Source organism: Chitinophaga pendula, from assembly GCF_020386615.1.
In the GTDB taxonomy this organism is placed as follows: Bacteria; Bacteroidota; Bacteroidia; order Chitinophagales; family Chitinophagaceae; genus Chitinophaga; species Chitinophaga pendula.
Genome location: NZ_CP077769.1, coordinates 2979565 through 3005449, shown reverse-complemented (window position 1 = coordinate 3005449; position 25885 = coordinate 2979565). Strand labels below are relative to the sequence as shown.

Below are 25885 nucleotides of genomic sequence, written 5' to 3'. Positions count from 1 at the left end.
AGGGCTACAAAGCCCCCTGGTTTAACTTTGCTTGATCAACTGCACCTCACACACAATACGAACATCCTCACTCACCATAATGCCGCCAGCCTCCGTCATCGCATGCCAGTTCAACCCGAAATCCCGCCGGTTCACCTTCCCGTTGATCGTAAAACCGGCCTTCGTATTCCCCCATGGATCTACCACCACACCGCCAAATTCTACAGACAACTTCACCGGCTTCGTTACATCACGTATCGTCAGATTCCCGTGCAACTCATAAGAACCGTCATTATCAACAGACTCATACTTCGTCGCCTCAAAACGGATATAACGATACGAATGGTCATCAAAAAACTCCGGAGAACGAAGATGACGGTCACGCTCCGCATTACCCGTATTCACTGATGTAGTATCCGCACTGAAATGAACCTTCGCACTCATAAAATCATCTTCCTCCGTCTCCACATTGATCTCATATTTACCGAAAGTCCCCGATACATTCGTGATCATCAAATGCTTTACCTTAAAACCAATGCTGGAATGCGCCGGATCGGCTGCCCATACTCTTTTTGCCATAGACTGAATTATAAATTTTTTAAGATAATTGATTACAGTTCGCGTTTATTTAAAACAATCCGCCGACATCACACAGGATAGCTGGGGTGTAATGTAAAACAGACGGCTACGTGGTTTGTTTGCTGATAACGGGTACAAAAATCAGCTATTTGCCGCAACGCACACATGGACAGTTTTTAGATTCTGATAGATAGAAAATAAACCGCCTTCCACTATCCCGCAAACTCCTTACCGGAAGATATAAATATTCACCCAGCCACCGAAATTATAAGAAAAGCTAAAATTTTTAGTATTTGCAGGATCTGACCTATATTTGTACAGACTAGAAAATGATATGTACGCGATCGTCGATATAGAAACCACAGGAGGCCACGCCAGCGCAAACGGCATCACCGAAATAGCCGTCTTCATCCATAACGGAAAAGAAGTGATCGAACAATACGATACCCTCGTCAACCCCGGCATGCCCATCCCTTATTACATCCAGTCCCTCACCGGCATCACAGACGAAATGGTGGCAACAGCACCCGCCTTCTCCGAAATAGCACCCCGCCTCGCCAACCTCCTGCAAGACAAAATATTCGTCGCCCATAACGTCAACTTCGACTACTCCTTCGTCAAATACCAACTCAATACCGAAGGTTTCGAACTACGCAGCAAAAAACTATGCACCGTCCGCCTCGGCCGCAAAATATTCCCCGGCCTGCCGTCCTATAGCCTCGGCAACCTCTGCCGGCAACTGCAGATCCCCATCCAGGACCGGCACCGCGCCACCGGCGACGCCGCCGCCACCGTCAAACTGTTCGAACGCATGCTCGCCGATGACCATCAGCATGCCATCGCCTCCGCCCTCAAAGCGGGCTCCAAAGAACAATTCCTGCCGCCCAACCTGCCCCCCGACCAGGTCAAACAACTCCCCATGACACCAGGGGTCTATTACTTCCACGACCAAAAAGGAAAAGTAGTCTACGTAGGCAAAGCCAAAGACATCAAAAAAAGGGTCAACAGCCACTTTACCGGCAACAAACCCAATCGGCAACGACAGGAATTCCTGCGCAATATATACAGCATATCCTGCCAGGAAACAGGCACCGAACTGATCGCCCATATCCTCGAATCCGTCGAGATCAAACGCCTCTGGCCTCCCTACAACGCCGCCCAGAAACATGTAGAACTCCGGTATGGCTTCTACACCTTCGAAGACCAGGCCGGATACCTCCGCCTCGCCATCGAAAAAAAACGCAAATACACCACCGCCCTCTACGACTTTAACCTCCTCGTCAATGGACAACAGGTACTGCGCAAACTCATCCGCCAGTTCGACCTCTGCCCCAAACTATGCTTCCTTCAGAAAGGACATGGCCCCTGCACCGTCCTCACCGGCCATATCTGCCACGGCGCCTGCGAAAAAAGAGAAAGCGTCACCGAATACAACCTTCGCATGCAAACCGCCATCAATTTCCTGCACCAGCAATTGCCGTCCTTCATCATCACCGGCGCAGGCCGGCACCCCGCAGAACAAAGCTATATCCTCGTGGAAAAAGGCCGCTTCTATGGCATGGGATACCTCTCCCGCGATGAAACCATCACCGACCCCGCCGCCCTCAAAGAACACCTCACCCCATACCCGGAAAATGAATATATCTCTCATCTCCTCCGGGTACAGGCAGATGGCCTCCCCAAAGGAGTCATCCGGTTCTAAATGAATATGTTAAGAAGTACATTTTGTGGAGAATAGCCACAGTACGAATTATACTATAAATAAATGATGTCTGAGTTGTTGGCAGCGAATAAGATAAGTGCTCAGGTCCACCTCTCCTGTAGTTAGGGTATAACATTCGTATAAGCTAGGTATAACCATCGCTACTTATTACCTACCAGCAACGCCGCGTATAATCGCAGATTCTCCTGATCAAAACAAACAAAGAACACCTCCCGCACCGTATTCACACCCCATAAAAAAGAGGCGCCCCCTGCAAGTAGGAACGCCTCCATCACATTGGGCAACAATAGCTAGATCCTGCCTAACCTAGTTTACACATCGAATTCGGTACCACACCACCACAAACACATAATTCCCCCGTGATCTCTGTGTGCATTTTGCAAAAACTCAACCAGCTTAACGGCCCGATCGCATTACAGGGCATGATACTACAAGTATCATAAGCCGCACGGCCTCCGCCGCGGATAAACCGCAAAGCCTCCCGGCTGAATGCATCGGTGAATGTCATCTTCTTTTTCATAAACAGTAGATTTTGTGTGGAGAAATGAACGATTACAGGTGCTTAACCCAAGCTGCCGCCTCCCCAAAAAAGAGAAAACATGCCTGCTATACCAAGATAATCCCACCAACTGACCTCCCCCCGCAGGATCGACCAAACACCTCCACCCAACCACTGTAGAAATAAGATTTGTTAGTAAGTAAATGTTCATTTACTTTTGCATGGTCAATGTGAAAATACCATGAGACCAAAAAACCTCGAAAAAGAACAGGCCATCCGCACCATCGCCCTACAGATCATCGCTGAAGAAGGACTCGAAAACCTCAGCATGCAAAAACTGGCCAAAGCAGCTAACATATCCCCGCGTACCATCTACCTCAAATACGAGAACAAAGAAGACCTCCTCGTCAAATTAATAGTGGAAGAGGGGATAGGTGCCTTTGAAACAGCCGTCCTCGAAAACTTCCATGCCTCTATGGACTTCGCAGAGGGCGTACGCACCCTCTGGCAAAACACCTTCCAATACTTCAAAACCAACAAACCGGCATTTACACTAATGCAGTACGGAAAGTCTTCGCCGTTACTCGTCAGCGCATTGCAGCAGAACAATAGAGTAGAAGGGGATGCCTTTGTCCCCATACATCAGTTCTTCGCCCGCCACACCGCCGCAGGACATATCATCGATCTGCCTTTCCAGGTACAGCGGGCCTTATTATTCGCACCCCTGTTTGATATCATCACCGAATATTTCGAACACACAGAAAGAGATCAGCAAATTATTACCGATAAAGTTGGCAGTGACGCTTGTAACGCCGTCATCAAAAGTTTACTGCGCTAAAACCAAAACACCATGAACAACAACATAACCGACAAACAGATCGCTATCGTAGGTGGTGGCCCGGGTGGCCTCACCCTCGCCAGACTCCTTGAGCAGGCTGGCGCACAGGTAAAAGTTTATGAAAGAGACATAAACAGCGACGTGCGCATACAAGGCGCTACCCTCGACCTACACGAAGAATCAGGCCTGGCCGCTTTGGAAAAAGCCGGACTAACAGCAGCCTTCAAAGCAAACTACCGTCCGGGTGCCGACAAAACACGCATCGTCGATAAACACACCCACATCGTATTCGACGATCATCTCAACAACCGCCAATCAGATCGCCCCGAAATAGATCGCGGCCCCTTGCGCAAAATATTACTGAACGCCCTACACCCCGACACCGTCGTATGGGATAGCCAATTCATCGCACTACATCCCGACAACGGTGGCTGGCAACTACAGTTCAAAAATGGCGCCTCCGCCTTCGCTGATATCGTAGTCGCCGCCGATGGCGCCAACTCCCGCATCCGCCCCTACATCACAGACATAAAACCGTTCTACTCCGGTGTCACCGTCATAGAGGGGACCGTGGCCGATGCCGAAACGAACATCCCCGTATTGCACGAACTGCTCAAAGGGGGTAAGGTGTTCGCCATGGGCGACAGTAAATCCCTTATCCTCAGCACCAAAGGCGATGGCAGCGTTGCCTTCTACACCGGCTGCCATACCCCCGAATACTGGTACCGAGATAACGGCCTCGACTTCACCGACAATAAACAGGTGCTCAACTGGTTTCATAACACCTTCGCCGGCTGGCATAGCGACTGGGACAACCTGTTCAGAAAAGCAAAGGCCTTCACAATCCGACCACAATACTGCATGCCGCCAGATCAAACCTGGACCTCCTTGCCCAACCTCACCATGCTGGGCGATGCCGCACACCTCATGCCGCCATACGCAGGTGAAGGCGTCAACATGGCCATGCTCGATGCACTCGAACTGAGCAACTGCCTGCTCGATAACGCACTCCCCGATATCGCCTCCGCCATCGCCCACTACGAACAACAAATGCGCGCCCGCGCCGGCGATGTCGCCCGCCTCACCTTACACCAAACCGACGTTTTGCACGCTCCCGACGCAATCCCTAACTTGCTGGAAATTTTTAGCTAACAATCAAAAAGGAACAGTCATGAAAATAGGATTCATCGGATTAGGCAATTTAGGCTTCGTCATCGCAGAAAACCTCCTGGCCACCCGCCAGCCCCTATACGTATACAACCGCACCGCCGCCAAAGCACAACCGCTCATAGAAAAAGGCGCCATCAGCTGCACATCGGTAAAAGAATTGTCCGCACAGTGTGATATCGTATTCAGCATCGTCTCCGATGATGCCGCACTGAAAGAGATCACCGATGGCCCGGATGGCATCGCCGCCCACCTCAAAAAAGAGGGCATACATGTCTCCATGAGCACAATTCTTCCCGTAACAGCCACAACACTCACAGCAGTCCACCGCCAACAGGGTAACATCTATATCGCCTGCCCGCTGCTGGCACGCCCCGATGCCGCTAAAGCCAGGAAGATCAACTTCCTCGTAGCAGGAGAGGAGCAGGCCATCAAAACCATCAAACCCCTGCTGCAAGAAGCTGGTGGTATCAACGTATGGGAATATGGCCGCGAAGAAAGCGCCGCCAACGTCGCCAAACTGGCTTCCAACTACCTCATCCTGACCGCCATGAGCGCCTTGTCAGAAAGTATCAACATGACCAAAAGAAGCAACATCGAAGTCGATACCTGGTTTAACATGATCACACAGACCATCTTCAACGCACCGGTCTATATCAACTATGGTAAACATATCCTCTCAGAAGCATTCCAGCCTGCCCTCTTCGGCCTCTCACTGGGCCTGAAAGATATGAACCTGGTACTGGAACAGGCTGCCACCGTCAAGGCCGCCATGCCGCTGGGAGCAGAAGTTCGCAGCCTCCTGCAAGAATCAAAAGATGCCGGCCTCGGCGATCACGATGTCACCGCAGTAGCACTCACCATCCAACAAAAACAATAAAACAAAAAGAAGGGTGTCCCCATAAGACACCTTCCTTTTTATTCTATTATTTCGGCATTTCGAATAATACCGATATATTTGCCCCATGGAACTGATCACGGTTTTCAAAGCACTGAGCAATGAAACAAGGATAAACATACTCATCTGGCTCAAAGAGCCCCGTCTCCACTTTCCAGCAGAAGAACTCCTGGACTATGATCCCAACCTGGGCGTCTGCGTAAGCGACATCACCCAAAAGACTGGTTTATCCCCCTCCACAACATCAGACTACCTGAGCTTATTGCAAAAATGCGGACTGATTGAAGCCACCCGCGTCGGCCAGTGGACCTATTACAAACGTAATGAAGCTGCCATCAATACACTGAATAAATTAATCAAAAAGGCATTCTGACCTTTTTTTAGGTAAGGATTTCGAAATTAAGCGAAATATCAAAATATGAAAGCAGTTGTCATAAATAACTACGGAGGACCGGAAGTCCTCCAACTGGAAGAAGTACCCACTCCCGTCATAACAGCTCCCTCCCAGGTGCTGGTCAAAGTAAGGGCCTCCGCCGTCAATCCGCTCGATTACCAGGTGAGGAGAGGAGACTATGCCTCCCTGTTCGAGTTACCAATCATAACGGGGCATGATATAGCAGGCGATGTCATAGCAGTAGGCGATGCCGTGAAAAATTGGCGCCCGGGAGATAAAGTCTACTATTCCCCGCGCTTTGGTGGCCCGGGCAGCTACGCGGAATATCACCTCACACACGAGTCCGCATTGTCCAGGATGCCCAATAACCTGACCTATGAAGAAGCAGCCGCCATGCCGCTTATAGGTGGCACCGTATGGGAAATGCTGGTGGTAAGGGCTAAATTGAAAAAAGGAGATACCATCCTCATCCTTGGTGGCGCAGGTGGAGTAGGCTCACTGGCAATACAGGTCGCTAAATCACTGGGAGCCTTCGTATACACAACAGGACAGACGGTTTTACAGGAGCAATTACAGCGACTGGGTGCCGATGTAGTCATCGACCATCATAGTAAAAACTACATCGAAGAGATACAGACCCATACTAACGGAAAAGGAGTAGATGTAATTATTGATACAGTAGGAGGGAGTACTCTCTCAGACAGCCCGCGTGCCTTGGCCGACTACGGCGCAATTGTAACGCTGGTAGATATCGCCCAGCCCCAAAACCTCCTACACGCCTGGGAACGAAATGCGACCTATCATTTCGTTTTTACCCGCCAAAGCAGGGACGAACTCCATCATATTACCGGGTTAATTGAAACCGGACAGATAAAACCGGTCATAGATAGCAGCTATCCCATGGAAAAGGTGAAAAATGCCCATCAGCGATTAGAAGATGCAAAACGGGACAGACCTCTATTGGGTAAAATAGTACTCTCTGTGTAAAAATATATGCGAAACAGGGCGTCCATCAGCGATGCCCCGTTTCGTGTAATAAACGTAATAAACAAATGCCGGCACTATTGCGGGAAAGCACTCTTATCCACCATCGGGAATAGTTTCAACGCATTTTTGTAGTAGATCTTTTTCAGGATACTGTCAGGCAATTGCATCCCGTACATACGCCAGAAAGCGTGATACTTTTTGTGATAAGGGAAATATTCATCACCCGTCTCCAACACCCGGAAATACGTACCGTATTCCTCCGGCACCCACGAATCCTTCCCAAACAAGATACGGTCCTGGTACTGCTCGAAGAACTGCCGCGCCATCTTAGGCTGCCGCCCCAGCTCCGCAATCACCGCCCCAAACTCCACATACATATGCGGGAAGGTCTGCATCAGCTGCGACAAATGCGCCAGGTCATTCGCATACCAGCCAAAGTGAGCATTGATGAAGGTCGTGCCCGGGTGTCGCTTGAACATACGATGCTGCTCATCGATGATCTGCTGCCACGGCGCAGGATTATCCTTGCCGCGCTGCCTGCCGGGATGCGTAGCCAGCTCCAGCCAGCGCTCATTATGCTCGTCCATATCATCCCAGAAGGACTTCGGATCAGCTGCATGGATCAGCACCGGTATCTTCAACTCCCCGCACTTATCCCAGATAGCATCCAGCCGCTTGTCGTCAATAGCTACCCGCTGACCGTTACTATCCTTCACCGATAATCCCAGGCTTTTAAACACCTTCAGGCCCGCAGCACCATTCCGCACATCCTCCGCCAGCTGCTTCACCGCCTGCTCCGTCCATCCCGCTCGGCCAATACCGGTGAAGTCTATGTTCGCAAACACCAGGAACCGCTTCGGCGCATGCGCCTTGATATTATCCGTCATCTTCTTCAGCGTACCACTGCTGCCACCACTCAGGTTTACCATCACCTGCAGATTCAGTACGTCCATATCCTTCAGCAACTCATTCAGATGCTGCGTACCCATACTCCACTGATGATTATGCACGTCGATAAAGGGATACTTCGCCCGCTTCACCGGATGTTGAGGCACCACCAGCGTCGAGATAGGATCGTATTTCTCAAAATCCATCCGCTGGGAAAAAACAGGTAGCGTGGCAATACTAAGTAATAAAGAGGTCGTAAATGGAATGGCTCGATGCATAGTTTCAGGGATCAATTTGATATCCCCTAAAACTATACAATCCACTGATATTAAAAAGCAGAATTATGTGAGTGGTAATGTCCCGTTAGCAATTGCCCGGCACCGGGATGCCATTGATAGCGATCAGCCGGTCCAGCCGGAATACCGTACCGTTATCCAACTCCAGGAACTCCTCGCCCGAACGGGCGTACACATCCTTGATCCGCGCCGTAACAGTCATCGGCGTATCCTCCGGACCATAAATCGTTATCGCACATTCCGCCTGCGTCGTAGCCCAGGCCTCCAGCCGGTCATAGTAATTACAGTCAATAGGCTGATATTTTTTTTCACTCATAACAGGATTTACTATCAAAATTAAGGGAACCCACGTATTTTTGCGGACCGGAATCTTCCGGATTGATTGTCAATTCTTAATTTTCGATAATACCATGTTAGAATCTAATTTCAAATTTACCGGGCAGACGGCGTTTTACAAAGGAAAGGTACGCGATGTGTACACCATTGATGACAAACTGATGGTAATGGTTGTAAGCGACCGTATCTCCGCTTTCGATGTGGTGTTGCCTAAACCAATCCCCTACAAAGGACAGGTGCTCAACCAGGTAGCCGCTATCATGCTGGAAGCAACCAAAGATATCGTCCCTAACTGGGTAAAATCAGTACCACTCCCCAACGTGACCATAGGCCTCAAATGCGATACCTTCCCCGTGGAAATGGTCGTACGCGGTAACCTCACCGGCCACGCCTGGAGAACATACAAAAGCGGTAAACGCGAACTGTGTGGCGTACCCCTCCCAGAAGGATTGAAAGAAAATGATTTCTTCCCCGCACCCATTATCACACCTACCACCAAAGCCCACGAAGGCCACGATGAAGATATCTCCCGCGAAGAGATCATCGCCCAGGGCCTGGTAAGCAAAGAAGACTACGAACAACTCGAAAAATACACCCTCGCCCTGTTCGAACGTGGTAAAGAACTAGCCGCCAAACAAGGCCTCATCCTCGTAGATACCAAATACGAATTCGGTAAAGTAGGCGATACCATCTACGTAATTGATGAGATCCACACACCCGATTCCTCCCGCTACTTCTATGCCGCCGGTTTCGAAGAAAACCAGGCCGCCGGTAATCCGCAGAAACAACTCAGCAAAGAGTTCGTACGCGAATGGCTCATGGAAAACGGATTCCAGGGTAAAGATGGACAACAGATACCAGAAATGGACGAAGCTTTCATCAACAGCGTAAGCGAACGCTATATCGAACTGTTCGAAAATATCACCGGTCAACAATTCGTGAAAGAAGACGTTTCCGCCGCCGACGCACAGACAAAAATCGAATCTGCCCTCGCAGAACAGAAATAATCAGGCCGACACGCCGCACAAAAAGGTTCGGAGACCGGCTAAGCACCTGTCATCCGGACCTTTCTGCTTATACATAGAATGCACTACCTTTACGGCTTAAAATACGGATACCATTGAAACATCTCGCGGCTCTCAATAAATACTTCATCCTATATAAATGGCGCTTCGGACTGGGTTTATTATTTACAGCTATCTCCATCGTATTCAGCGTATTCCAACCCATCATGGTGCGCCAGATATTCGACCTCCTGGCCCAAAACCTCGATAGCTACCGCATCATCAGCGATACCTCCCTCAAAAGCGCCTTCAGGTCCGACTTTACCAAAGTATTGGCCTTCTACGGCATTTGCATACTACTGTTCGCCCTGCTCTCCGGATTCTTCATGTTCCTCCAGCGTCAGACACTCATCGTCATGTCACGCCTCGTCGAATATGACCTGAAAAACGAAGTCTACGAACACTACCAACGCCTCGACCTTAACTTCTTCAAAATGCATCGCACCGGCGACCTTATGAGCCGTATCACTGAAGATGTATCCCGCGTACGCATGTACGTCGGCCCGGCTGTCATGTACGCCACCCGCACCATCATCATGCTGGTCATCATCGTATACCTCATGCTCAAGGTCAACGTACTGCTCACACTCTACACCCTCGCACCACTGCCCATCCTCGCAGTCACCATCTACTACGTCAACCGCATCATACACCGCAAAAGCGAACGTATTCAAACACAACTTTCCAATATCACCTCCATCGCGCAGGAATCCTACTCCGGTATCCGCGTGATTAAATCATACATCCAGGAAGATACCAGCACCCAACACTTCGAAGAGGCCAGCGAAGAATACAAACAAAGCTCCGTCAGCCTCGCCAAAACAGATGCACTCTACCAACCCACCATGGCCCTCATGATAGGTCTCAGCGTCATCGTTACCATCTTCGTAGGTGGCGTACAGGTAATACAAGGTAACATCACCGTAGGTAACCTCGCAGAATTCGTGATCTACGTCAACATGCTCACCTTCCCATTCTTCTCCATCGGCTGGGTCGCCTCCATGATACAACGCGCCGCCGCTTCACAACAACGCCTCAACGAATTCCTGCAGGTACAACCTGCCATCAGAAACCGCGACAACGCCCGCAACATCGATCTGAAAGGTCGTATCACCTTCCGAAACGTATCATTCACCTATCCGCATACCGGCATACAAGCCATCAAAGACTTCAACCTCGATATAAAACCCGGCCAGAAAGTAGCCGTCATCGGCCGCACCGGCTCCGGTAAATCCACCCTCGCACAACTCCTCATCCGCATGTACGACCCCCAGGAAGGAGAAGTACTCACAGATGGAGTAGATGTCCGCGATATCCGCCTCGAAAGCCTCAGAAGCCAGATATCTTACGTGCCGCAAGATGTATTCCTATTCTCCGACAGCGTCGCCAATAACATCCGGTTCGGCGCACCCGAAAAAGATATAGAAGCCGTAAAACTGGCAGCCAGACAAGCCTCCGTCGAAAAAGACATCCAGGGCTTCCGCGAAGGATTCGATACCATGATCGGCGAAAGAGGCGTCACCCTCAGCGGCGGACAAAAACAACGTATATCCATCGCCCGTGGCCTCATCCGCAATCCCAACGTCCTCCTGTTTGATGACTGCCTCTCCGCAGTAGATGCCCGCACAGAAAAAGAAATCATCGGTAACCTCTACGCATATCTGAAAGATAAAACAGCCATCATCATCACACATCGCATATTCGCCCTCTTCGAATTCGATAAGATCATCGTACTCGACGACGGACGTATCGCAGAATCCGGCACACATGAAGAATTATTGTCATTAAATGGCTACTACGCAGAGTTGTTCACCAAACAACAATCAGGCGAAGAAGAGCCAATAATAGAATGATATTTATTTTGCTACACATATTATAATTAGTACATGAATTGGCTGTTTTGATGATCTTTCAAAATCATTTAAAATTATTTTGATATTTGTAAAACAATAGTATATTTGTTGCTTATTGAAAACTGGTTTGATTCGTTAACACTTAAACTCTATCAACTGTGGCGTACGAAAACAACAATCAACAGGAAAGAAACAACGACAGCATCTTTTCTAAACGATTGAAAGCGGGCAAAAGAAGAACTTACTTCTTTGATGTAAAGACCACTCGGGGAAACGACTACTTTCTGACTATCACAGAAAGCAAGAAGCGTTTCAATGACAATGGCTATGACAGGCACAAGGTGTTCCTGTACAAGGAGGATTTTAACAAATTCCTGAACGCACTGACCGAGACCATCAATTATGTGAAGACAGAGTTGATGCCGGATTTCGACTTCGATGCGTACAACCACGACTACGTGCGTGACGGCGATGAGCTGGAAGACGGAGAAGCTGGTGAAGTAGTGGCTGAAACGGAAACCGCTGCTGTCAGCGTTGCCGCCAGCGCAGAACCCACCCCCTCCGCCGCTGCTGCATCTCACAGCGACGACGTGGACAAATGGTAATCAATTTATTTAACTAAAGATAGTTGACCACCCCCGGACTTCTCCGGGGGTGTTTTGCTTTTAGTATATTCTTTAATTAACTACGCCACTGCTTCCATGCATTGATCAAACCATTCGTAGATGCATCATGGCTGCTGATAACATCCGGCGTCTCCAACTCAGGCAATATCTTGCCGGCCAACTGCTTGCCCAACTCAACACCCCATTGATCAAACGTATAGATATTCCAGATCACCCCTTGCACAAAGATCTTATGCTCATACAAAGCAATCAGCGATCCCAGCGAACGGGGCGTAATCTGCCGCAGCAGGAACGAATTCGTAGGCCGGTTACCCGTAAATACCTTAAAGGGCGACACCGCCGCTATCTCCTCCGCACTGGCACCACTCTTCTCCAACTCCGCCTTCACCACGTCCACATCCTTACCATTCATCAACGCCTCCGTCTGCGCAAAGAAATTCGATAACAACTTCACATGATGATCGCCAATCGGATTATGACTGATAGCTGGCGCAATAAAATCACAGGGGATCAGCTTAGTCCCCTGATGTATCAACTGGTAAAACGCATGCTGCCCGTTCGTACCGGGTTCCCCCCATACTATAGGCCCCGTCTCATAAGACACCGGCACACCCGTACGGTCCACATACTTACCGTTACTCTCCATATTACCTTGCTGGAAATAAGCCGCAAAACGATGCATATACTGGTCGTAAGGCAATATCGCCTCCGTAGAAGCACCAAAGAAATTACCATACCACAAACCAATCAACGCCATCAACACCGGTATGTTCCGCTCAAAAGGGGCCTCCTGGAAATGAAGATCCGTCGCATGCGCACCTTCCAGCAACGCCTTGAAATGATCAAAACCAATGGTCAACGCAATAGACAAACCAATAGCAGACCACAACGAATAACGGCCGCCTACCCAATCCCAGAACTCAAACATGTTCGCCGGGTCAATACCAAACGCCTTCACCGCCTTCTCATTCGTAGACAAAGCCGCAAAATGAAGCGCTACATGCGCCTCCGATTTAGCATGCTCCAGGAACCACGCACGCGCACTGTGCGCATTCGTCATCGTCTCCTGTGTCGTAAAAGTTTTGGAGGCAATCAGGAATAGGGTCTCGTCAGGCGTCACCTGCTTCAGCGTCTCCGCTATATGCGTACCATCAACATTCGAAACAAAAAATGCTTGTATACCTTCTTTCCAATAAGGCTTCAATGCCTCCGTCACCATCACCGGCCCCAGGTCAGAACCGCCGATACCAATGTTCACAATATACCGGATCGGCTTACCCGTATAACCCTTCCACTCACCGGAATGTATACGCGCACAAAATCCTTCCATCTTCTCCAGCACCGCATGTACCGCCGGCATCACATCTGCACCGTCCAGCACCACCGGCTTACCGGAAAAATTACGCAACGCCGTATGCAATACCGCCCGGTGCTCCGTCGCATTGATCTTCTCCGCCCCGAACATCGCTCGGATACCGTCCGCAACACCACACTCGCTCGCCAGCGCCTGTAGCAAAGACAACGTCTCTTCCGTAATCCGGTTCTTCGAATAATCAAATAAAATATCTTCAAATCGCAGCGAATATTTAGCAAATCGCTCCGTATCCTGCGCAAACAAATCTCTCATATGCACCTGCTTCATTTCAGCGGCGTGCTGTTGCAGCTTTTGCCAGGCTTGGGTAGTAGTCGGATTGATCGATGGAAACATAAAACTCATAAATTAATGCACATCAAGAAATAAAGGTATTTGCCTTATAAGATTCAAAGATAAGATGTTGCATTTGGATATTTTCAAAAAATAGAACCGCTAGGAAGATGCCGGTAATCGCCGCCGGTACAACTGCCACGAGATCGCTATCGCAATAATACCCATCGCAATAATACACACCTCCGTGATCAAATGCTGCTCCCACGGACTCCCCTCCCGACGCCGCAACAGGATACCGTAAAATGCCCACATCGCTACCAATCCGTGCGTAATATTGTTACGCCACAATATCATCCACACCGCCAGTAAAGTACCCATACAGATCAATATATTAGTGATCGGTATCTGCGCCTCATCCGCCGTATCAAAGCCCCAGTATACCAGCAACACCGCAAAATTAGCCAACGTCGCTATACTGATCCAGCCCAGGTACAAACTGAACGGCACATGAATAAACACCTGCTCCCGCCCCTCACTCTGAAATGCAATACGGAACCGCCGGTGTATCATCACCAACGAAAACAATAACAACAGAATGATCCCGAATGCCACCGGGATCAGATGATAATGCCAGGCAAATATCCAACAGGCATTCGCCATACAACTCAATAACCACCAGCCTTTCATCCGCTCCATAAAATGCCGCAGACGCTCCGCCTGTGACGGAGAAAAAGCCAGCCAGCATTGGTAAACGATAAAACATAGTAACGTAACATAAATCACACTCCAGATAGAAAACGTAACGTTGGCAGGCGTAAACAAAGTAGGGTAAGCAGCCGATATCTCTCCGGGCGTCTGCCCGTTGATCGGTAATAACACCGCCATGGCATTCACCGCTACAATTACAATATATCCTATGGTATTGAAAATAGCATTCTTTCTAAACTGTAGGGTATCATGGGTAGGCGTCATACTTGGCGTCTTTTTGTTGAATAACTCTCTTTACAGGAAACAGTAAAAACCTTGCACTGCAAATATTGTTCCTGATTAAAATCGTCGCCGCCATTACCTTTATCAATGTCCGATTTAACTGTTTTCCAATTACTTTTATCTATTCTTTTACAATTATCCTTCGTCCTTTGTGCTTTTTATATTACATTTGCGCCCGTTATGACAGGAGAACAACTTAAGGCTATGAGGGACCGTTTACACGTCCTGGGAGGTTTTCTTTAACGTCCAGGACCGCATAGCTAAAATAGAAAACGACAAACAACTTACCTTGGCACCCGGTTTCTGGGATGACAACGCCAGGGCTACTTCCATTCTGAAAGAGATCAAAGTCAACAAATTCTGGGTGGACCTCTATGACCAGGTACAAACGGCCATAGAAGACAGCAGCGTGCTGAACGATTTCCATAAAGAAGGCGAAGCCTCCGAAGAAGAGGTGCAGGATGCCTATAACAAGGCCGTTACCGCGCTCGATGAACTGGAATTCAAAAGCACCCTCAACCAACCGGAAGATGAAATGGCGGGTGTACTCACCATCAACTCAGGCGCCGGAGGTACCGAAAGCCAGGATTGGGCCGAAATGCTCCTCCGCATGTATCGCATGTACGGAGAAAAACAAGGCTGGAAAGTCTCCGAAATCGACGTACAATACGGCGATGGCGCAGGTATCAAATCCGCAACCCTCGAATTCGATGGCGAATTCGCATACGGCCTGCTCAAAGCAGAAAGCGGCGTTCACCGCCTCGTACGTATCTCACCCTTCGACGCCAACGCCAGAAGACACACCTCTTTCGCCTCCGTATTCGTATACCCGCTCGTAGACGATACCATCGAGATATCCGTCAACCCGGCCGACCTCGAATGGGAATTCTATCGCTCCGGTGGTAAAGGCGGACAAAACGTAAACAAAGTCGAAACAGCCGTCCGGCTCAAACACATCCCCTCCGGTATCATCATCGAATGCCAACAGGCACGTACCCAGGGAGAGAACCGCGAAAAAGCACTCACCATGCTGAAATCTCGCCTCTACGAAGAAGAAATCCGCAAACGGGAAGAACTCAAAAACGCCACCAACGCTAATAAACGGAAAATTGAGTGGGGATCACAGATCAGATCTTACGTATTCCATCCGTATAAAATGATCAAAGATCACAGGACCGATTATGAAGTAGGGAACGTACAACCCGTGATGGATGGCGAACTCGAAGGCTTTATCAAAGCATATCTCATGATGCAGAAAGAAGAAGAGACACAATAATACCTCTTCTTCTCGCCGCTTCTATATACATCGTATCCTGTCCGGAAGTACAACACCGGATACCCAGATTGTCAAAAGGTGGTAAATTTGTAATAGGGGAGAACACCCTTTTCCCTTCCTTCATCATACCTTCACATACCAATTAGGAAGAAGTAAATCTAAACCGATGAATACAGGATATTTCGATTTTAAAGCACCAAACAATGAACCGGTTTTAAACTATGCACCGGGTTCCCCCGAAAGGGCCGCATTGAAAAAACAGCTGGCCGCATTCAAAGCAGAACAAGCTGACATCCCAATGTATATCGGTGGTAAGGAAGTCCGCAGCGGCAAAACCGTCGACCTTAGACCTCCCCACGAACTGAAACACAAACTGGGCCACTTCCATAAAGGAGATGCCAGCCACGTCAGCGCCGCCATCGATGCCGCCCTCGCCGCTCGCGAAAAATGGGCCAACACCGATTGGGAACAACGCGCCGCCATCTTCCTCCGCGCAGCAGAACTGATCGCGACCAAATATCGCTATCACATGAACGCCGCCACCATGCTCGGCCAATCCAAAAACCCCTATCAGGCCGAAATAGACAGCGCCTGCGAACTGATCGATTTCCTCCGCTTCAACGTACACTACCTCAGCGAAATATACCGCCAACAGCCTTACAGCCCCCCTGGCGTACACAATAGACTGGAATACCGCCCGCTCGAAGGTTTCGTAGTAGCCGTCACGCCTTTCAACTTCACCGCCATCGCCGGTAACCTCCCCACATCCGCTGCCCTCTGCGGCAACGTTGTCGTGTGGAAACCCGCTAACACACAGGTCTACTCCGCTAATATCATCATGAAAATATTGATAGAAGCAGGCCTCCCCGATGGCGTCATCAACCTCGTATACGCAGATGGCCCCACCATCGGTGATGTATCATTCGCTCATCCCGACTTCGCTGGCATACACTTCACCGGCTCCACCGGCGTATTCCAAACCATGTGGAAAACCATCGGCAACAATATCGCTACCTACAAAACCTACCCCCGCATCGTCGGCGAAACAGGTGGTAAAGACTTTGTAATGGTACACAAATCCGCCCCCGTAGACGTCGTAGTAACCGCCCTCGCAAGAGGCGCCTTCGAATACCAGGGCCAGAAATGCTCCGCCGCCTCCCGCGCCTACATCCCCAGCAACATCGCTGAAGAAGTAAAAAGCAAACTGGCAGCAGCACTCAAATCCATGAAAATGGGCTCCACCGAAGACTTTAGCAACTTCATCAACGCCGTGATCGATGAACGTTCCTTCGATAAGATCGCCACCTACATCGACAACGCTAAAAAAGATCCTACCGCTAAAGTCATCGCTGGTGGTAACTATAACAAAACAGAAGGCTACTTCATCGAACCTACCGTGATCGAAACCACCGATCCTAATTATACCACCATGTGCGAAGAGATCTTCGGACCCGTACTCACCATCTATGTTTACGAGGCCGAACAGTTCGAAGAAACCCTCAAACTGGTAGATAGCACCTCCGAATACGCACTCACCGGCTCTATCATCTCACAAGATAGATACGCCATCGAAGTAGCCAACAAAAAACTGGTCAATGCCGCTGGTAACTTCTATATCAACGACAAACCAACCGGCGCCGTAGTAGGACAACAACCTTTCGGTGGCGCCCGTGCCTCCGGTACCAACGATAAAGCGGGTTCACAACTCAACCTCTACCGCTGGTTAAGTGCTCGTACCATCAAAGAAACACTGGTACCACCCACCGACTACCGGTACTCCTTCCTCGATGAAGCATAAACAATATCATGGATATACCATCGCTCGGCATACCTACCGTATGCCGGACGATGGTTTTTTTATTGCCGATAATCATGGACATCCTCACCGAAACCAATAAGTATCTCTACAGCTCCAGACAGAAAAGCGTAGCCGAACTGGAACAGATACTCATCAAAGTAGGAGTACCCCCCGAACAGGCGCCACTGGAAGCACTCAACGCCTTCGAAACATACTTCTCCCAACAACTAAAGAAAAAGGGCATCACGGCAGCCATGGCCTTCGTAATACCCTTACTGTTTATCTATATCTTGTCCAATTTTATCCTCACACACCACGGCGGCAGAGGCATATTCGCCCAAACACTCTACATCCTGCCACTCGTCACCATGCTCCTATATGGCATCGTCAACGGCATGCGCCTCTGGGCCATCAAAGAAGAAATTACCTCCTTCCGCGAACTACGCAAATTATGACACCTAAGACTTGTGCTTGCTCAACGCCTCCAGCGACTCCGTCACATGCTGCTCCGCATTCATCATCGAATTGAACTGGTGCACGATCACCCCCCGCTTGTCAACCACATAAGTCACCCGCCCGGGTATCATCAGCGTCTTCGGCACCCCGAATAACTTACGTACCTTATTCCCCGGATCACTCAACAACGTAAATGGCAACCGGTGATGCTCCGCAAACTTTTTATGCGACGTCACCCCGTCCGAACTAATACCGATCACCTTCGCACCATACTGCTTAAAACTCTCATAAGCGTCCCGGAAAGAACAAGCCTCCTTCGTACAACCACTGGTCTCATCCTTCGGATAAAAATAGATCACCGCCGGCTGCTTACCCAATACCGTCGACGCATCAAACTCATGCCCGTCCTGGTCCTGCAACTTAAAAGTGGGCACCTTGTCCCCAACCTTCAACTGCGCCTTCGACGAAAAAGAAAATAATCCCATACCGAGTACTAACATAAACAAACTTTTAATCAGGTTCATAGTAATTGATTATACCTTCGAAGTTCGTACATAAATACATGCCACGATTTAACTTGGGTTAAAAAGAAAACACTTCCATAAATTTACTGTAATGTATAAGCATTTTAACAGGTGATTGACAAACACTATCTACGCATAAGATGCGGATTGTTCCGCAGAAAGTTTTTTGTCTGCTCGATTAATCATTATTTTTGAGGCTTAAAATCTTTTGCGCTTGAAGACCATACTGAATGGTACACAACTGGCTATCACTGTAGACCGGCTTTGTCACCAGCTGATAGAGAACCACCTGAATTTTCAAGAGACTGTACTCATAGGACTACAGCCCAGAGGTATATTCCTGTCCGACAGGATCTATCATAAACTCAAACAATTAATGCCAGGTACCCACATCAACTACGGTAAACTGGACATCACCTTCTATCGCGACGACTTCAATAAAGGTACCGCCCTCCACGTACCCAACGAAACAGATATCAACTTCTCCATAGAAAATAAAAAAGTAGTACTGATCGATGACGTACTCTACACCGGCCGCACCATCCGCTCCGCACTCGATGCCATGCTCGACTTCGGACGCCCCGCCGCTGTAGAACTACTCGTGCTGATAGACCGGCGCTTTAGCCGCCAACTGCCCATTCAACCAGACTACACCGGCCGCACCATCGATGCCTTCATCTCCCAGAAAGTAAAAGTACGCTGGCAGGAAAGAGATGGCGCCGACGAAGTCGTACTGGTAGAATAACCGCATACCACCCATCAGGAATGCAATACATACTAGCCTCAGCCATAAAAAAGTGATGAGTTATAACGTGTTGTGTCGTAACGCCGGGAATTTGGATTTTGGTCTTTTGTCTTTGGACTTTATATTTGCATCTTAATGTCACTTTCAGTAAAACATCTACTTGGAATTCGGGATCTGCAGCGTCAGGACATAGAGCTTATTTTTCAAACAGCTGACCAGTTTAAAGAGGTCCTGCAAAGACCCATCAAAAAAGTGCCCACCCTCCGGGACACCACCATCGTTAATCTTTTCTTCGAAAACAGTACACGTACCCGTATCTCATTCGAACTCGCCGAAAAAAGACTCAGCGCCGATACGATCAACTTCTCCGCATCCGGCTCCTCCGTCTCCAAAGGCGAAACCCTCATCGATACGGTCAATAACATACTGTCCATGAAGGTCGATATGGTCGTTATGCGACACTCCGCCAGCGGTGCACCCCACTTCCTGGCCAAACATATCAACGTACCCATCCTCAACGCAGGAGATGGCATTAACGAACATCCCACACAGGCACTCCTCGACGCCTTCTCCATCCGCGAACGATTAGGCAACGTCGAAGGAAAAAAAGTAGCTATCTGCGGCGATATCATGCACTCCCGCGTAGCATTGTCTAACATCTACTGCCTCCGCAAATTGGGCGCAGAAGTAATGGTAGTAGGCCCCCCTACATTAATACCTAAACACATGGCCGCCGCATTAGGCGTACATGTTAGCTACAACATCCGCGAAGCACTCAGCTGGTGCGATGTAGCAAACGTACTCCGTATTCAGCTCGAAAGACAGAACACCCCACTGTTCTCCTCCCTCCGCGAATACTCCCTCGCTTACGGCATCAACAGACAATTGCTCGATAGCATCGGCAAAGACATCGTCATCATGCACCCCGGACCCATCAACCGCGGCGTAGAGATCAACTCCGATGTAGCCGACTCCGGACAATCCATCATCCTCGATCAGGTCGAAAATGGCGTCGCCGTCCGTATGGCCGCCCTATACCTGCTCGCCGGTAAAAAAACAGAACAACAATGATCATAACCCGATCATCCGTACAATAAAAACAAGAAGGGCTGCTTCATATCAAAGCAGCCCTTCCTGTCTTATAACATACCTGCACAACTATCTGATCGGAGTACCAGTGCTGGCAGACAATGACTCAATAGCCGCCTTGATGTTAGGCTGTGGCCCAATATGACCACCACTGCCCTGAGCAATACCCGTATTGATCAGCAACGTACGGATAGCCCGAGGAGCCAGTACATTACCCGTCCTGGATTTATACCACGACTGTACCGCGATCACCGCAGATGCCACAATAGGCGTAGCAGATGAAGTACCGGAGAAATCCTTCGTATAACCAGCATTCGCACCGCCATTATACAAAGAAGTATAACCCGTAGATGTCACCGTCCAGTCACCCCAACCTTGTACATGTACATTGTCACCATAAGTAGAAAAACTGGCCTTATTACGGCCTGACTTAGTACCGGCGCCCACAATAATCGCACCGTTGTCGCCCCTGGCACGGTAACTGGCATAAAACGCACTGTTCAGATCCTGGTTACCATTACCCGCAGCCGCCACAATCACAATACCAGAATCAGTGGCCGCCTTCGTAATATCCCAAACAGACTGGTCATAATCAGCAGGTACATACTGACCTCCCTGACCACCGGTCTGCATCTCATACAGGAACACATCGCCCCGCCTTAATTTTTTCAATCCTTCAGCAATACCACCAGCTCTGCCTCTCACACGCTCAGATACCACATAAAGTGCATCCGCACCATATACCATACCTGTCACACCAAAAGAGTTTTTCTGCCCCAGAAGGATACCCGCTACCGCCGTACCATGATCCTTGAACTGATCATCAGGGGGAGGCAACAACTCCTGCGCACGCGTACCGACCAGGTCCTCATGGTTCTTGTTATATCCCCACTCAATATCCGCAATACGGATACCACCGCCGGTCACACCAATAGACCACGCATATTCCGCATTGATACCGCGTACATTCGTACCGCTGCCATCAACATCATTCTTGTAATATTGCTGCGCCGTAAAATCCGGTGTAGCAGGAGGGGGAGGAGGTGTCAATGGCGATACAACCGCATATTCTACCATATCCAGTTGCTCAAACTCGTTCGCCAATGCCAGCACTTCCGCCGGCTGCATCTGCTCCGCTTCCTTTACATACACCATACCCCGGAACGGATAAGGATTGAACTGCCCGGGCCCAACAGGCATCACCCGGCCCTGTGTCATAGCAGATTTCTCCTGGTCAGTAAAAGGAATGACCTGCTCATAACTGAAAGAATAAATTCCTTGCTTGGACTTACCCCACTGCTCCGCTACCGCCGCAGATCGCTGATTGGAAAATACCGGCTTAGCCTTTTCTACATTCAATACTTCCTCCGCTTTGAACTTTACCAGCAAACGGTACTGGCTCACTCCAGGCAGCAATTGGTTCTGACCCTTCAGACCCACTGGAGGAGACGTGCGCTCCTCCTGGGAATCGGGAGCGTCGACTTGCGTCTTCTTGGTACACCCTATAACGCTCACGCATAGGGCAATGGCTAACAATAGGCGAGTTCTCATATGATTTTATAGTTAAAGTGAATAAAACACACTAGGAGAGGACTCCTGTGATAAGTGAAGGATTAAGACAAAGTCTCATTGGTTGATATGATATGGATCTCAGAACGACTGGTTATTAAATGGTTGTTTGGTTGATGGTGCTGATACTGTAGGCTGGCTGCGGTTATACAAACGATTGGTGGCTTTTACACACTGGGTACCGGCACGTGAAATTCTGTGTCGAATATAGAAAATTATTGGCAATATAAATTAAAAATTAGCATTCACCCCAATCGTAAACGATCGGAAAAATGGATACTCATAACCGTTGATTCCATTCTGCTCAGGATCATAATACCGGATCTTCATCCGGTTTACCTCCCATAGATCCTGCCCCGAAAAATAGATCCGCAACTGCTCTATCCACGACTTCGGCCGCCCGAATTTAAAGGTATAACCCAACTGCAGATTCTTCAACCGGATATACGCCGCATTCATCAGCCAGTGAGAAGAGGGCTCCTGGTTCATATTATATCCCGCATATGGCCTGGGAAATGCCGCCTGGGGATTGTCCGGCCGCCAATAGTCCTGCTGTATATCCCAGGGCTGCCGCCAGCTATCCGTAAAAGGCAGACTATACACCGGCGGGATCAGTAACTTACGCCGGCCAACCCCCTGGAAAAAAATGGCAAAATCAAATCCCTTATACGTAAATCCAGCATCAAAACCATACACATACCGGGGATCAGGACTTCCCAGGTACACCAGGTCACCGTGATCCGACGCCGTATTAGCTCCCGTATTGATACGCCCGTCCCCGTTCACATCCACATACCGGATATCACCAGCGCCCGTTTTATCCGACTGGAAAGCATGCATAGCCACCTCCCCGGCTTGCTGGAAATAACCATTGGCCCTGTAGCCAAACAGCGAATTATAAGGATATCCTTCCAACCCGCTGTTCAATCCCGCCTGGTAACGCATCGGCCCGTCATTACGGAGTATCTTGTTGTTATCATCGAAAATGTTCGCATTCACCCAATAATTAAATGCACCCTTACGATCCCGCCAGCCTACATTCAGCTCCCATCCCTTCGATCGTAACACCGCCGTATTATAAGTCGCTGGCAACAAACCAGGCACATAGGCATTTTGGACCAATACCTGCATATTGTTATTGCGCTTCAGGAACATATCCAGCGTTACATTAAGCCGGCTGCGGAACAATCCAATATCTATCCCGGCATTGACAGATGTGATCTTTTCCCAGCTGCTGGCGCCAGGCATATACCGGTTATTACGCAAATAAGCCTCCAGCGGTAACTCCTGCTGGTAATACAGGTTCTCCCGGTACTGGTAATCATTCAGTCGCGCATAACGATTAAAACTACCTACCTGCCCCCACGAAGCACGCAACTTCAACTCATCCACAAAAGGCATCGCCTCCTTGAACCATCGCTCGTTATTGATACGCCACCCAGCCGCAATAGAGGGGAAAAATCGCCACCGGTCCGTCGGGTTTTGCATACCGCCGAAAGTCTCCAAATGAGCCGCCACCAGGTTAGCCTCCAACAAATAACGCTCGTCATGGTTCCAGTTGAAACGGGCAAAATAAGAAGACAGGAACCCACTCCCCGTATACCCCGTCTGTGTAGCCCGCTGCCGGTCTGCTATACGAAGTTTCGTTAGCTCCGTCGGACTCACCTGCGTCGCCCGGTAAGTAGTCAGCTCATGCGAATAACTGTCCAGCGAATAACCTCCGAGCAAATGCAGATGATCATCCGCAGCAACCGGTAGCTCATAGTCCGCCAGCAATTGCAGGTTATGCTGCACCGTCGTCAGACGGGTATCCTTCAAAGAATTAGGCCGGTACAGATTGCGCACAAGCCAATCACCGTTCCATAATGGGATCGTTCGCCGCGCCAGCCGGTCATCATATTGCTGCCATTGCGGACTATACACCGCCTTCAACGTCAACCCGGGCAGCAGATGCTCCGCCTTCAGCGTGAACACACCACTGGCATATCGTGTCATCTCATCCCGCTTCCCACCGTCCTTCAATACCGCATAAGGATTGAATATCCCAGTGTACTTCTCCGTACCAGGCACAAACACCGGAATATTCGAGGGCGCCTGGTACAGGTAGTTCAGCATCCCATAGTTACCGTCCACCGGCCAACTGGGTGATACCGTATGATTCTGCACATAAGTCAACCCCGATTCCAGGCTCAGATGGCTACTCAGCTGGTTGTTCATATTGAAGCGTACATTCGTACGCGAAGTATTATCCGGTCCTATACGGAACAACCCCATACGGGCAAAATGCCCGACAGACAACAAATATTGATGTCGCTCACTGCCGCCCTTGACCGTAATATTATGTTTCTGTGTAGTACTGCTACTTCTCGTCAACGCCTGCAACTGGTTCAAGTCACCGTAATACTCAAAACGACCGTCCGGCAACCGGATCGCATTGATAGCCGGATCTTTTAACAACACCAGCTGCTCCGGACTCCAGAACGGTGGTAAGCCCGCATTCGCTGCGGCTACATTCAACTGCTCCGCCTCCTCCCAGGCATGCAAACGCTTCGGCAGATTGATAGGCCGCTCCACACCGGCAAGACTGCCATACTCCACACTCAACTTACCGGCCTTGGCACGTTTAGTCGTCACCAGCACCGCCCCGCCTGCCGCCAACGGCCCATAAATAGACACCGCCGCCGCATCCTTCAGCACCGATACCGATTCAATATCCTCCGGGTTCAGCAGCGTCAGCGACCCAACCGCCCCGTCAATCAGCACAAATGGCTCACTATTATTCACAGAAGATAAACCGCGTATCTGTATGTTAAACCCTTCCTTTCCTGGCTGCCCGTTACTACGGGTCACCAGCAATCCCGGGGCAGTACCTTGCAACGCCGCCAGCACATTAGAAACAGGCCGGCTCTTCAGCCTTTTCCCTTCCACCCGCGCAATAGCACCAGTGATATTAGCCCGGTTCTGCAGATCATACCCGATGATTACCAGGTCGTTCAATACCTTCGTATCCCCTTGCAACACCACCGCCAGGTTCTTCCGGTCCTTCAACACCACCTCCTGCGGAATATAGCCGATCAGCGAAAATTGTAACACCGCCGCCCCACTGCCCACCTCCAGTTTGAAATAACCGTTACCGTTAGTGCTGGCCCCGTTCCGCGTGCCTTTCTCCCGCACCGATACCCCCGCCAGCACATGCTCCCCGTCCGTCACCACACCACTCACCGTCACTGCCTCCGCATGGTTCGTACTCCCGCGGATAGAGCGGGAGAGAAGCGGAGAGCTCGTCTGCGGATACACAATGATCTGCTTGTTACGGATCTCGTAAGCATAGTTAGTATAGGCAAACATCTTACCCAACACCTGCTCCAAAGGAGCGTCTTTCACTTGTAAGGAAATAGGGGGCGCATTGTCAAGCGCCGTAGTGGAGATAGCAAAAGTAAGCCCCGTCTGCTGCTCTATCAGCCGGATCACCTGCTTCAGGTTCGCCCGGTACACCCGGATCGTCACCTTGCCGTTCCCATCCGCAGCCGGCACCACTTGGCTCATCACCGGCATAGCCATAAATAACGAGATGCCCATCGGCAAAAAAAACCGTGGGCATAGCCGTGCCATAGTGCGCAGCACCTGATATAATGCATGTAGGATAGCCACCATATCGGGTCT

Annotated in this window: 23 protein-coding genes; 14 read left to right on the top strand and 9 right to left on the bottom strand. The window is 49.7% G+C overall.

Translation table 11 applies throughout. The features are described from left to right. Positions 1–21 precede the first annotated feature (21 nt). The gene (locus tag KTO58_RS10560) at positions 22–558 is read right to left on the bottom strand and encodes a YceI family protein (RefSeq protein ID WP_095839394.1); all 537 of its coding nucleotides are present in this window, start codon (positions 556–558) and stop codon (positions 22–24) included. 313 nt (positions 559–871) lie between these two features. On the opposite strand from KTO58_RS10560, the gene KTO58_RS10555 reads away from it, so the two are divergent. Then, a complete protein-coding gene (locus KTO58_RS10555; protein WP_225860186.1) occupies positions 872–2260 on the top strand; it encodes an exonuclease domain-containing protein in 1389 nt (462 codons plus the stop codon). Positions 2261–2582: 322 nt separating this feature from the next. Here the strand turns inward: KTO58_RS10555 and KTO58_RS10550 are convergent, their stop codons facing one another. Then, positions 2583–2801, bottom strand: coding sequence for a hypothetical protein (locus tag KTO58_RS10550; RefSeq protein WP_095839396.1), 219 nt, complete (start codon positions 2799–2801; stop codon positions 2583–2585). A gap of 220 nt (positions 2802–3021) precedes the next feature. Between KTO58_RS10550 and KTO58_RS10545 the strand changes: the two genes are divergently transcribed. The 5 genes from KTO58_RS10545 to KTO58_RS10525 all read left to right on the top strand — a co-directional run bounded on the left by KTO58_RS10545 (position 3022) and on the right by KTO58_RS10525 (position 7064). Beyond that, positions 3022–3618, top strand: a complete 597-nt coding sequence (locus tag KTO58_RS10545) for a TetR/AcrR family transcriptional regulator (RefSeq protein WP_095839397.1) — start codon at positions 3022–3024, stop codon at positions 3616–3618. Between the two features lie 12 nt (positions 3619–3630). Continuing rightward, the gene (locus KTO58_RS10540; RefSeq protein ID WP_095839398.1) at positions 3631–4770 is read left to right on the top strand and encodes an FAD-dependent oxidoreductase; all 1140 of its coding nucleotides are present in this window, start codon (positions 3631–3633) and stop codon (positions 4768–4770) included. A gap of 19 nt (positions 4771–4789) precedes the next feature. Then, entirely contained in the window at positions 4790–5665 is an 876-nt protein-coding gene (locus tag KTO58_RS10535) for an NAD(P)-dependent oxidoreductase (RefSeq protein ID WP_198314947.1), read from the top strand. 85 nt (positions 5666–5750) lie between these two features. Further along, positions 5751–6056 (top strand): ArsR/SmtB family transcription factor, encoded by a 306-nt coding sequence (locus tag KTO58_RS10530; protein ID WP_095839400.1) that lies wholly within the window; start codon positions 5751–5753, stop codon positions 6054–6056. Positions 6057–6101: 45 nt separating this feature from the next. After that, positions 6102–7064 (top strand): zinc-binding dehydrogenase, encoded by a 963-nt coding sequence (locus KTO58_RS10525; RefSeq protein ID WP_095839401.1) that lies wholly within the window; start codon positions 6102–6104, stop codon positions 7062–7064. Between the two features lie 74 nt (positions 7065–7138). Here the strand turns inward: KTO58_RS10525 and KTO58_RS10520 are convergent, their stop codons facing one another. Together KTO58_RS10520 and KTO58_RS10515 are read right to left on the bottom strand one after the other, a co-directional pair. Then, positions 7139–8230: an amidohydrolase family protein gene (locus tag KTO58_RS10520; protein WP_095841618.1), complete on the bottom strand. Its 1092-nt coding sequence runs from the start codon at positions 8228–8230 to the stop codon at positions 7139–7141. Between the two features lie 85 nt (positions 8231–8315). Continuing rightward, positions 8316–8564, bottom strand: a complete 249-nt coding sequence (locus KTO58_RS10515) for a hypothetical protein (RefSeq protein ID WP_225860185.1) — start codon at positions 8562–8564, stop codon at positions 8316–8318. 94 nt (positions 8565–8658) lie between these two features. On the opposite strand from KTO58_RS10515, the gene KTO58_RS10510 reads away from it, so the two are divergent. The 3 genes from KTO58_RS10510 (at position 8659) to KTO58_RS10500 (ending at position 12106) form a co-directional block, all read left to right on the top strand. Beyond that, positions 8659–9591: a phosphoribosylaminoimidazolesuccinocarboxamide synthase gene (locus KTO58_RS10510; protein ID WP_095839403.1), complete on the top strand. Its 933-nt coding sequence runs from the start codon at positions 8659–8661 to the stop codon at positions 9589–9591. A gap of 113 nt (positions 9592–9704) precedes the next feature. Continuing rightward, a complete protein-coding gene (locus tag KTO58_RS10505) occupies positions 9705–11501 on the top strand; it encodes an ABC transporter ATP-binding protein (RefSeq protein WP_095839404.1) in 1797 nt (598 codons plus the stop codon). A gap of 158 nt (positions 11502–11659) precedes the next feature. Continuing rightward, positions 11660–12106, top strand: coding sequence for a DUF3276 family protein (locus KTO58_RS10500; protein ID WP_095839405.1), 447 nt, complete (start codon positions 11660–11662; stop codon positions 12104–12106). 76 nt (positions 12107–12182) lie between these two features. Here the strand turns inward: KTO58_RS10500 and pgi are convergent, their stop codons facing one another. Continuing rightward, complete coding sequence (pgi, locus tag KTO58_RS10495) at positions 12183–13835, bottom strand: glucose-6-phosphate isomerase (RefSeq protein WP_095841619.1); 1653 nt, start codon at positions 13833–13835, stop codon at positions 12183–12185. A 99-nt stretch (positions 13836–13934) separates the two neighbouring features. After that, complete coding sequence (locus KTO58_RS10490) at positions 13935–14747, bottom strand: TspO/MBR family protein (RefSeq protein ID WP_095839406.1); 813 nt, start codon at positions 14745–14747, stop codon at positions 13935–13937. A 198-nt stretch (positions 14748–14945) separates the two neighbouring features. On the opposite strand from KTO58_RS10490, the gene prfB reads away from it, so the two are divergent. The 3 genes from prfB (at position 14946) to KTO58_RS10475 (ending at position 18294) form a co-directional block, all read left to right on the top strand. Continuing rightward, a protein-coding gene (prfB, locus tag KTO58_RS10485; RefSeq protein ID WP_157753040.1) for a peptide chain release factor 2 occupies positions 14946–16041 on the top strand; the annotation gives its coding sequence in 2 pieces (ribosomal slippage) (positions 14946–15005 and positions 15007–16041; 1095 coding nt in all). A 166-nt stretch (positions 16042–16207) separates the two neighbouring features. Next, positions 16208–17839: an L-glutamate gamma-semialdehyde dehydrogenase gene (pruA, locus tag KTO58_RS10480; protein ID WP_095839408.1), complete on the top strand. Its 1632-nt coding sequence runs from the start codon at positions 16208–16210 to the stop codon at positions 17837–17839. Between the two features lie 8 nt (positions 17840–17847). Continuing rightward, positions 17848–18294, top strand: coding sequence for a hypothetical protein (locus tag KTO58_RS10475; RefSeq protein WP_157753041.1), 447 nt, complete (start codon positions 17848–17850; stop codon positions 18292–18294). 3 nt (positions 18295–18297) lie between these two features. Here KTO58_RS10475 and KTO58_RS10470 read toward each other — a convergent pair whose 3' ends face one another. Beyond that, a complete protein-coding gene (locus KTO58_RS10470; protein WP_225860184.1) occupies positions 18298–18819 on the bottom strand; it encodes a peroxiredoxin in 522 nt (173 codons plus the stop codon). 214 nt (positions 18820–19033) lie between these two features. Here KTO58_RS10470 and pyrR point away from each other — a divergent pair, with 214 nt between their 5' ends. Beyond that, the gene (gene pyrR, locus KTO58_RS10465; protein WP_225860183.1) at positions 19034–19564 is read left to right on the top strand and encodes a bifunctional pyr operon transcriptional regulator/uracil phosphoribosyltransferase PyrR; all 531 of its coding nucleotides are present in this window, start codon (positions 19034–19036) and stop codon (positions 19562–19564) included. Positions 19565–19699: 135 nt separating this feature from the next. Then, positions 19700–20635: an aspartate carbamoyltransferase catalytic subunit gene (locus KTO58_RS10460; RefSeq protein ID WP_095839410.1), complete on the top strand. Its 936-nt coding sequence runs from the start codon at positions 19700–19702 to the stop codon at positions 20633–20635. An 87-nt stretch (positions 20636–20722) separates the two neighbouring features. On the opposite strand, the gene KTO58_RS10455 is transcribed toward KTO58_RS10460, so the two are convergent. Together KTO58_RS10455 and KTO58_RS10450 are read right to left on the bottom strand one after the other, a co-directional pair. Then, positions 20723–22204: a S8 family serine peptidase gene (locus KTO58_RS10455; protein WP_095839411.1), complete on the bottom strand. Its 1482-nt coding sequence runs from the start codon at positions 22202–22204 to the stop codon at positions 20723–20725. A gap of 249 nt (positions 22205–22453) precedes the next feature. Beyond that, positions 22454–25834, bottom strand: a complete 3381-nt coding sequence (locus KTO58_RS10450; RefSeq protein ID WP_198314948.1) for a SusC/RagA family TonB-linked outer membrane protein — start codon at positions 25832–25834, stop codon at positions 22454–22456. Positions 25835–25885: the final 51 nt, after the last annotated feature.

Bases quoted from the DNA above. Each gene is read 5' to 3' on its own strand.
- KTO58_RS10550 (WP_095839396.1), bottom strand. From the start codon at position 2,801: ATGAAAAAGAAGATGACATTCACCGATGCATTCAGCCGGGAGGCTTTG.
- KTO58_RS10490 (WP_095839406.1), bottom strand. From the start codon at position 14,747: ATGACGCCTACCCATGATACCCTACAGTTTAGAAAGAATGCTATTTTC.
- pruA (WP_095839408.1), top strand. From the start codon at position 16,208: ATGAATACAGGATATTTCGATTTTAAAGCACCAAACAATGAACCGGTT.
- pgi (WP_095841619.1), bottom strand. From the start codon at position 13,835: ATGTTTCCATCGATCAATCCGACTACTACCCAAGCCTGGCAAAAGCTG.
- KTO58_RS10510 (WP_095839403.1), top strand. From the start codon at position 8,659: ATGTTAGAATCTAATTTCAAATTTACCGGGCAGACGGCGTTTTACAAA.
- KTO58_RS10450 (WP_198314948.1), bottom strand. From the start codon at position 25,834: ATGGCACGGCTATGCCCACGGTTTTTTTTGCCGATGGGCATCTCGTTA.
- KTO58_RS10520 (WP_095841618.1), bottom strand. From the start codon at position 8,230: ATGCATCGAGCCATTCCATTTACGACCTCTTTATTACTTAGTATTGCC.
- KTO58_RS10535 (WP_198314947.1), top strand. From the start codon at position 4,790: ATGAAAATAGGATTCATCGGATTAGGCAATTTAGGCTTCGTCATCGCA.
- KTO58_RS10475 (WP_157753041.1), top strand. From the start codon at position 17,848: ATGGATATACCATCGCTCGGCATACCTACCGTATGCCGGACGATGGTT.
- KTO58_RS10560 (WP_095839394.1), bottom strand. From the start codon at position 558: ATGGCAAAAAGAGTATGGGCAGCCGATCCGGCGCATTCCAGCATTGGT.
- KTO58_RS10460 (WP_095839410.1), top strand. From the start codon at position 19,700: ATGTCACTTTCAGTAAAACATCTACTTGGAATTCGGGATCTGCAGCGT.
- KTO58_RS10530 (WP_095839400.1), top strand. From the start codon at position 5,751: ATGGAACTGATCACGGTTTTCAAAGCACTGAGCAATGAAACAAGGATA.
- KTO58_RS10515 (WP_225860185.1), bottom strand. From the start codon at position 8,564: ATGAGTGAAAAAAAATATCAGCCTATTGACTGTAATTACTATGACCGG.
- KTO58_RS10470 (WP_225860184.1), bottom strand. From the start codon at position 18,819: ATGAACCTGATTAAAAGTTTGTTTATGTTAGTACTCGGTATGGGATTA.
- KTO58_RS10545 (WP_095839397.1), top strand. From the start codon at position 3,022: ATGAGACCAAAAAACCTCGAAAAAGAACAGGCCATCCGCACCATCGCC.
- KTO58_RS10540 (WP_095839398.1), top strand. From the start codon at position 3,631: ATGAACAACAACATAACCGACAAACAGATCGCTATCGTAGGTGGTGGC.
- KTO58_RS10525 (WP_095839401.1), top strand. From the start codon at position 6,102: ATGAAAGCAGTTGTCATAAATAACTACGGAGGACCGGAAGTCCTCCAA.
- KTO58_RS10455 (WP_095839411.1), bottom strand. From the start codon at position 22,204: ATGAGAACTCGCCTATTGTTAGCCATTGCCCTATGCGTGAGCGTTATA.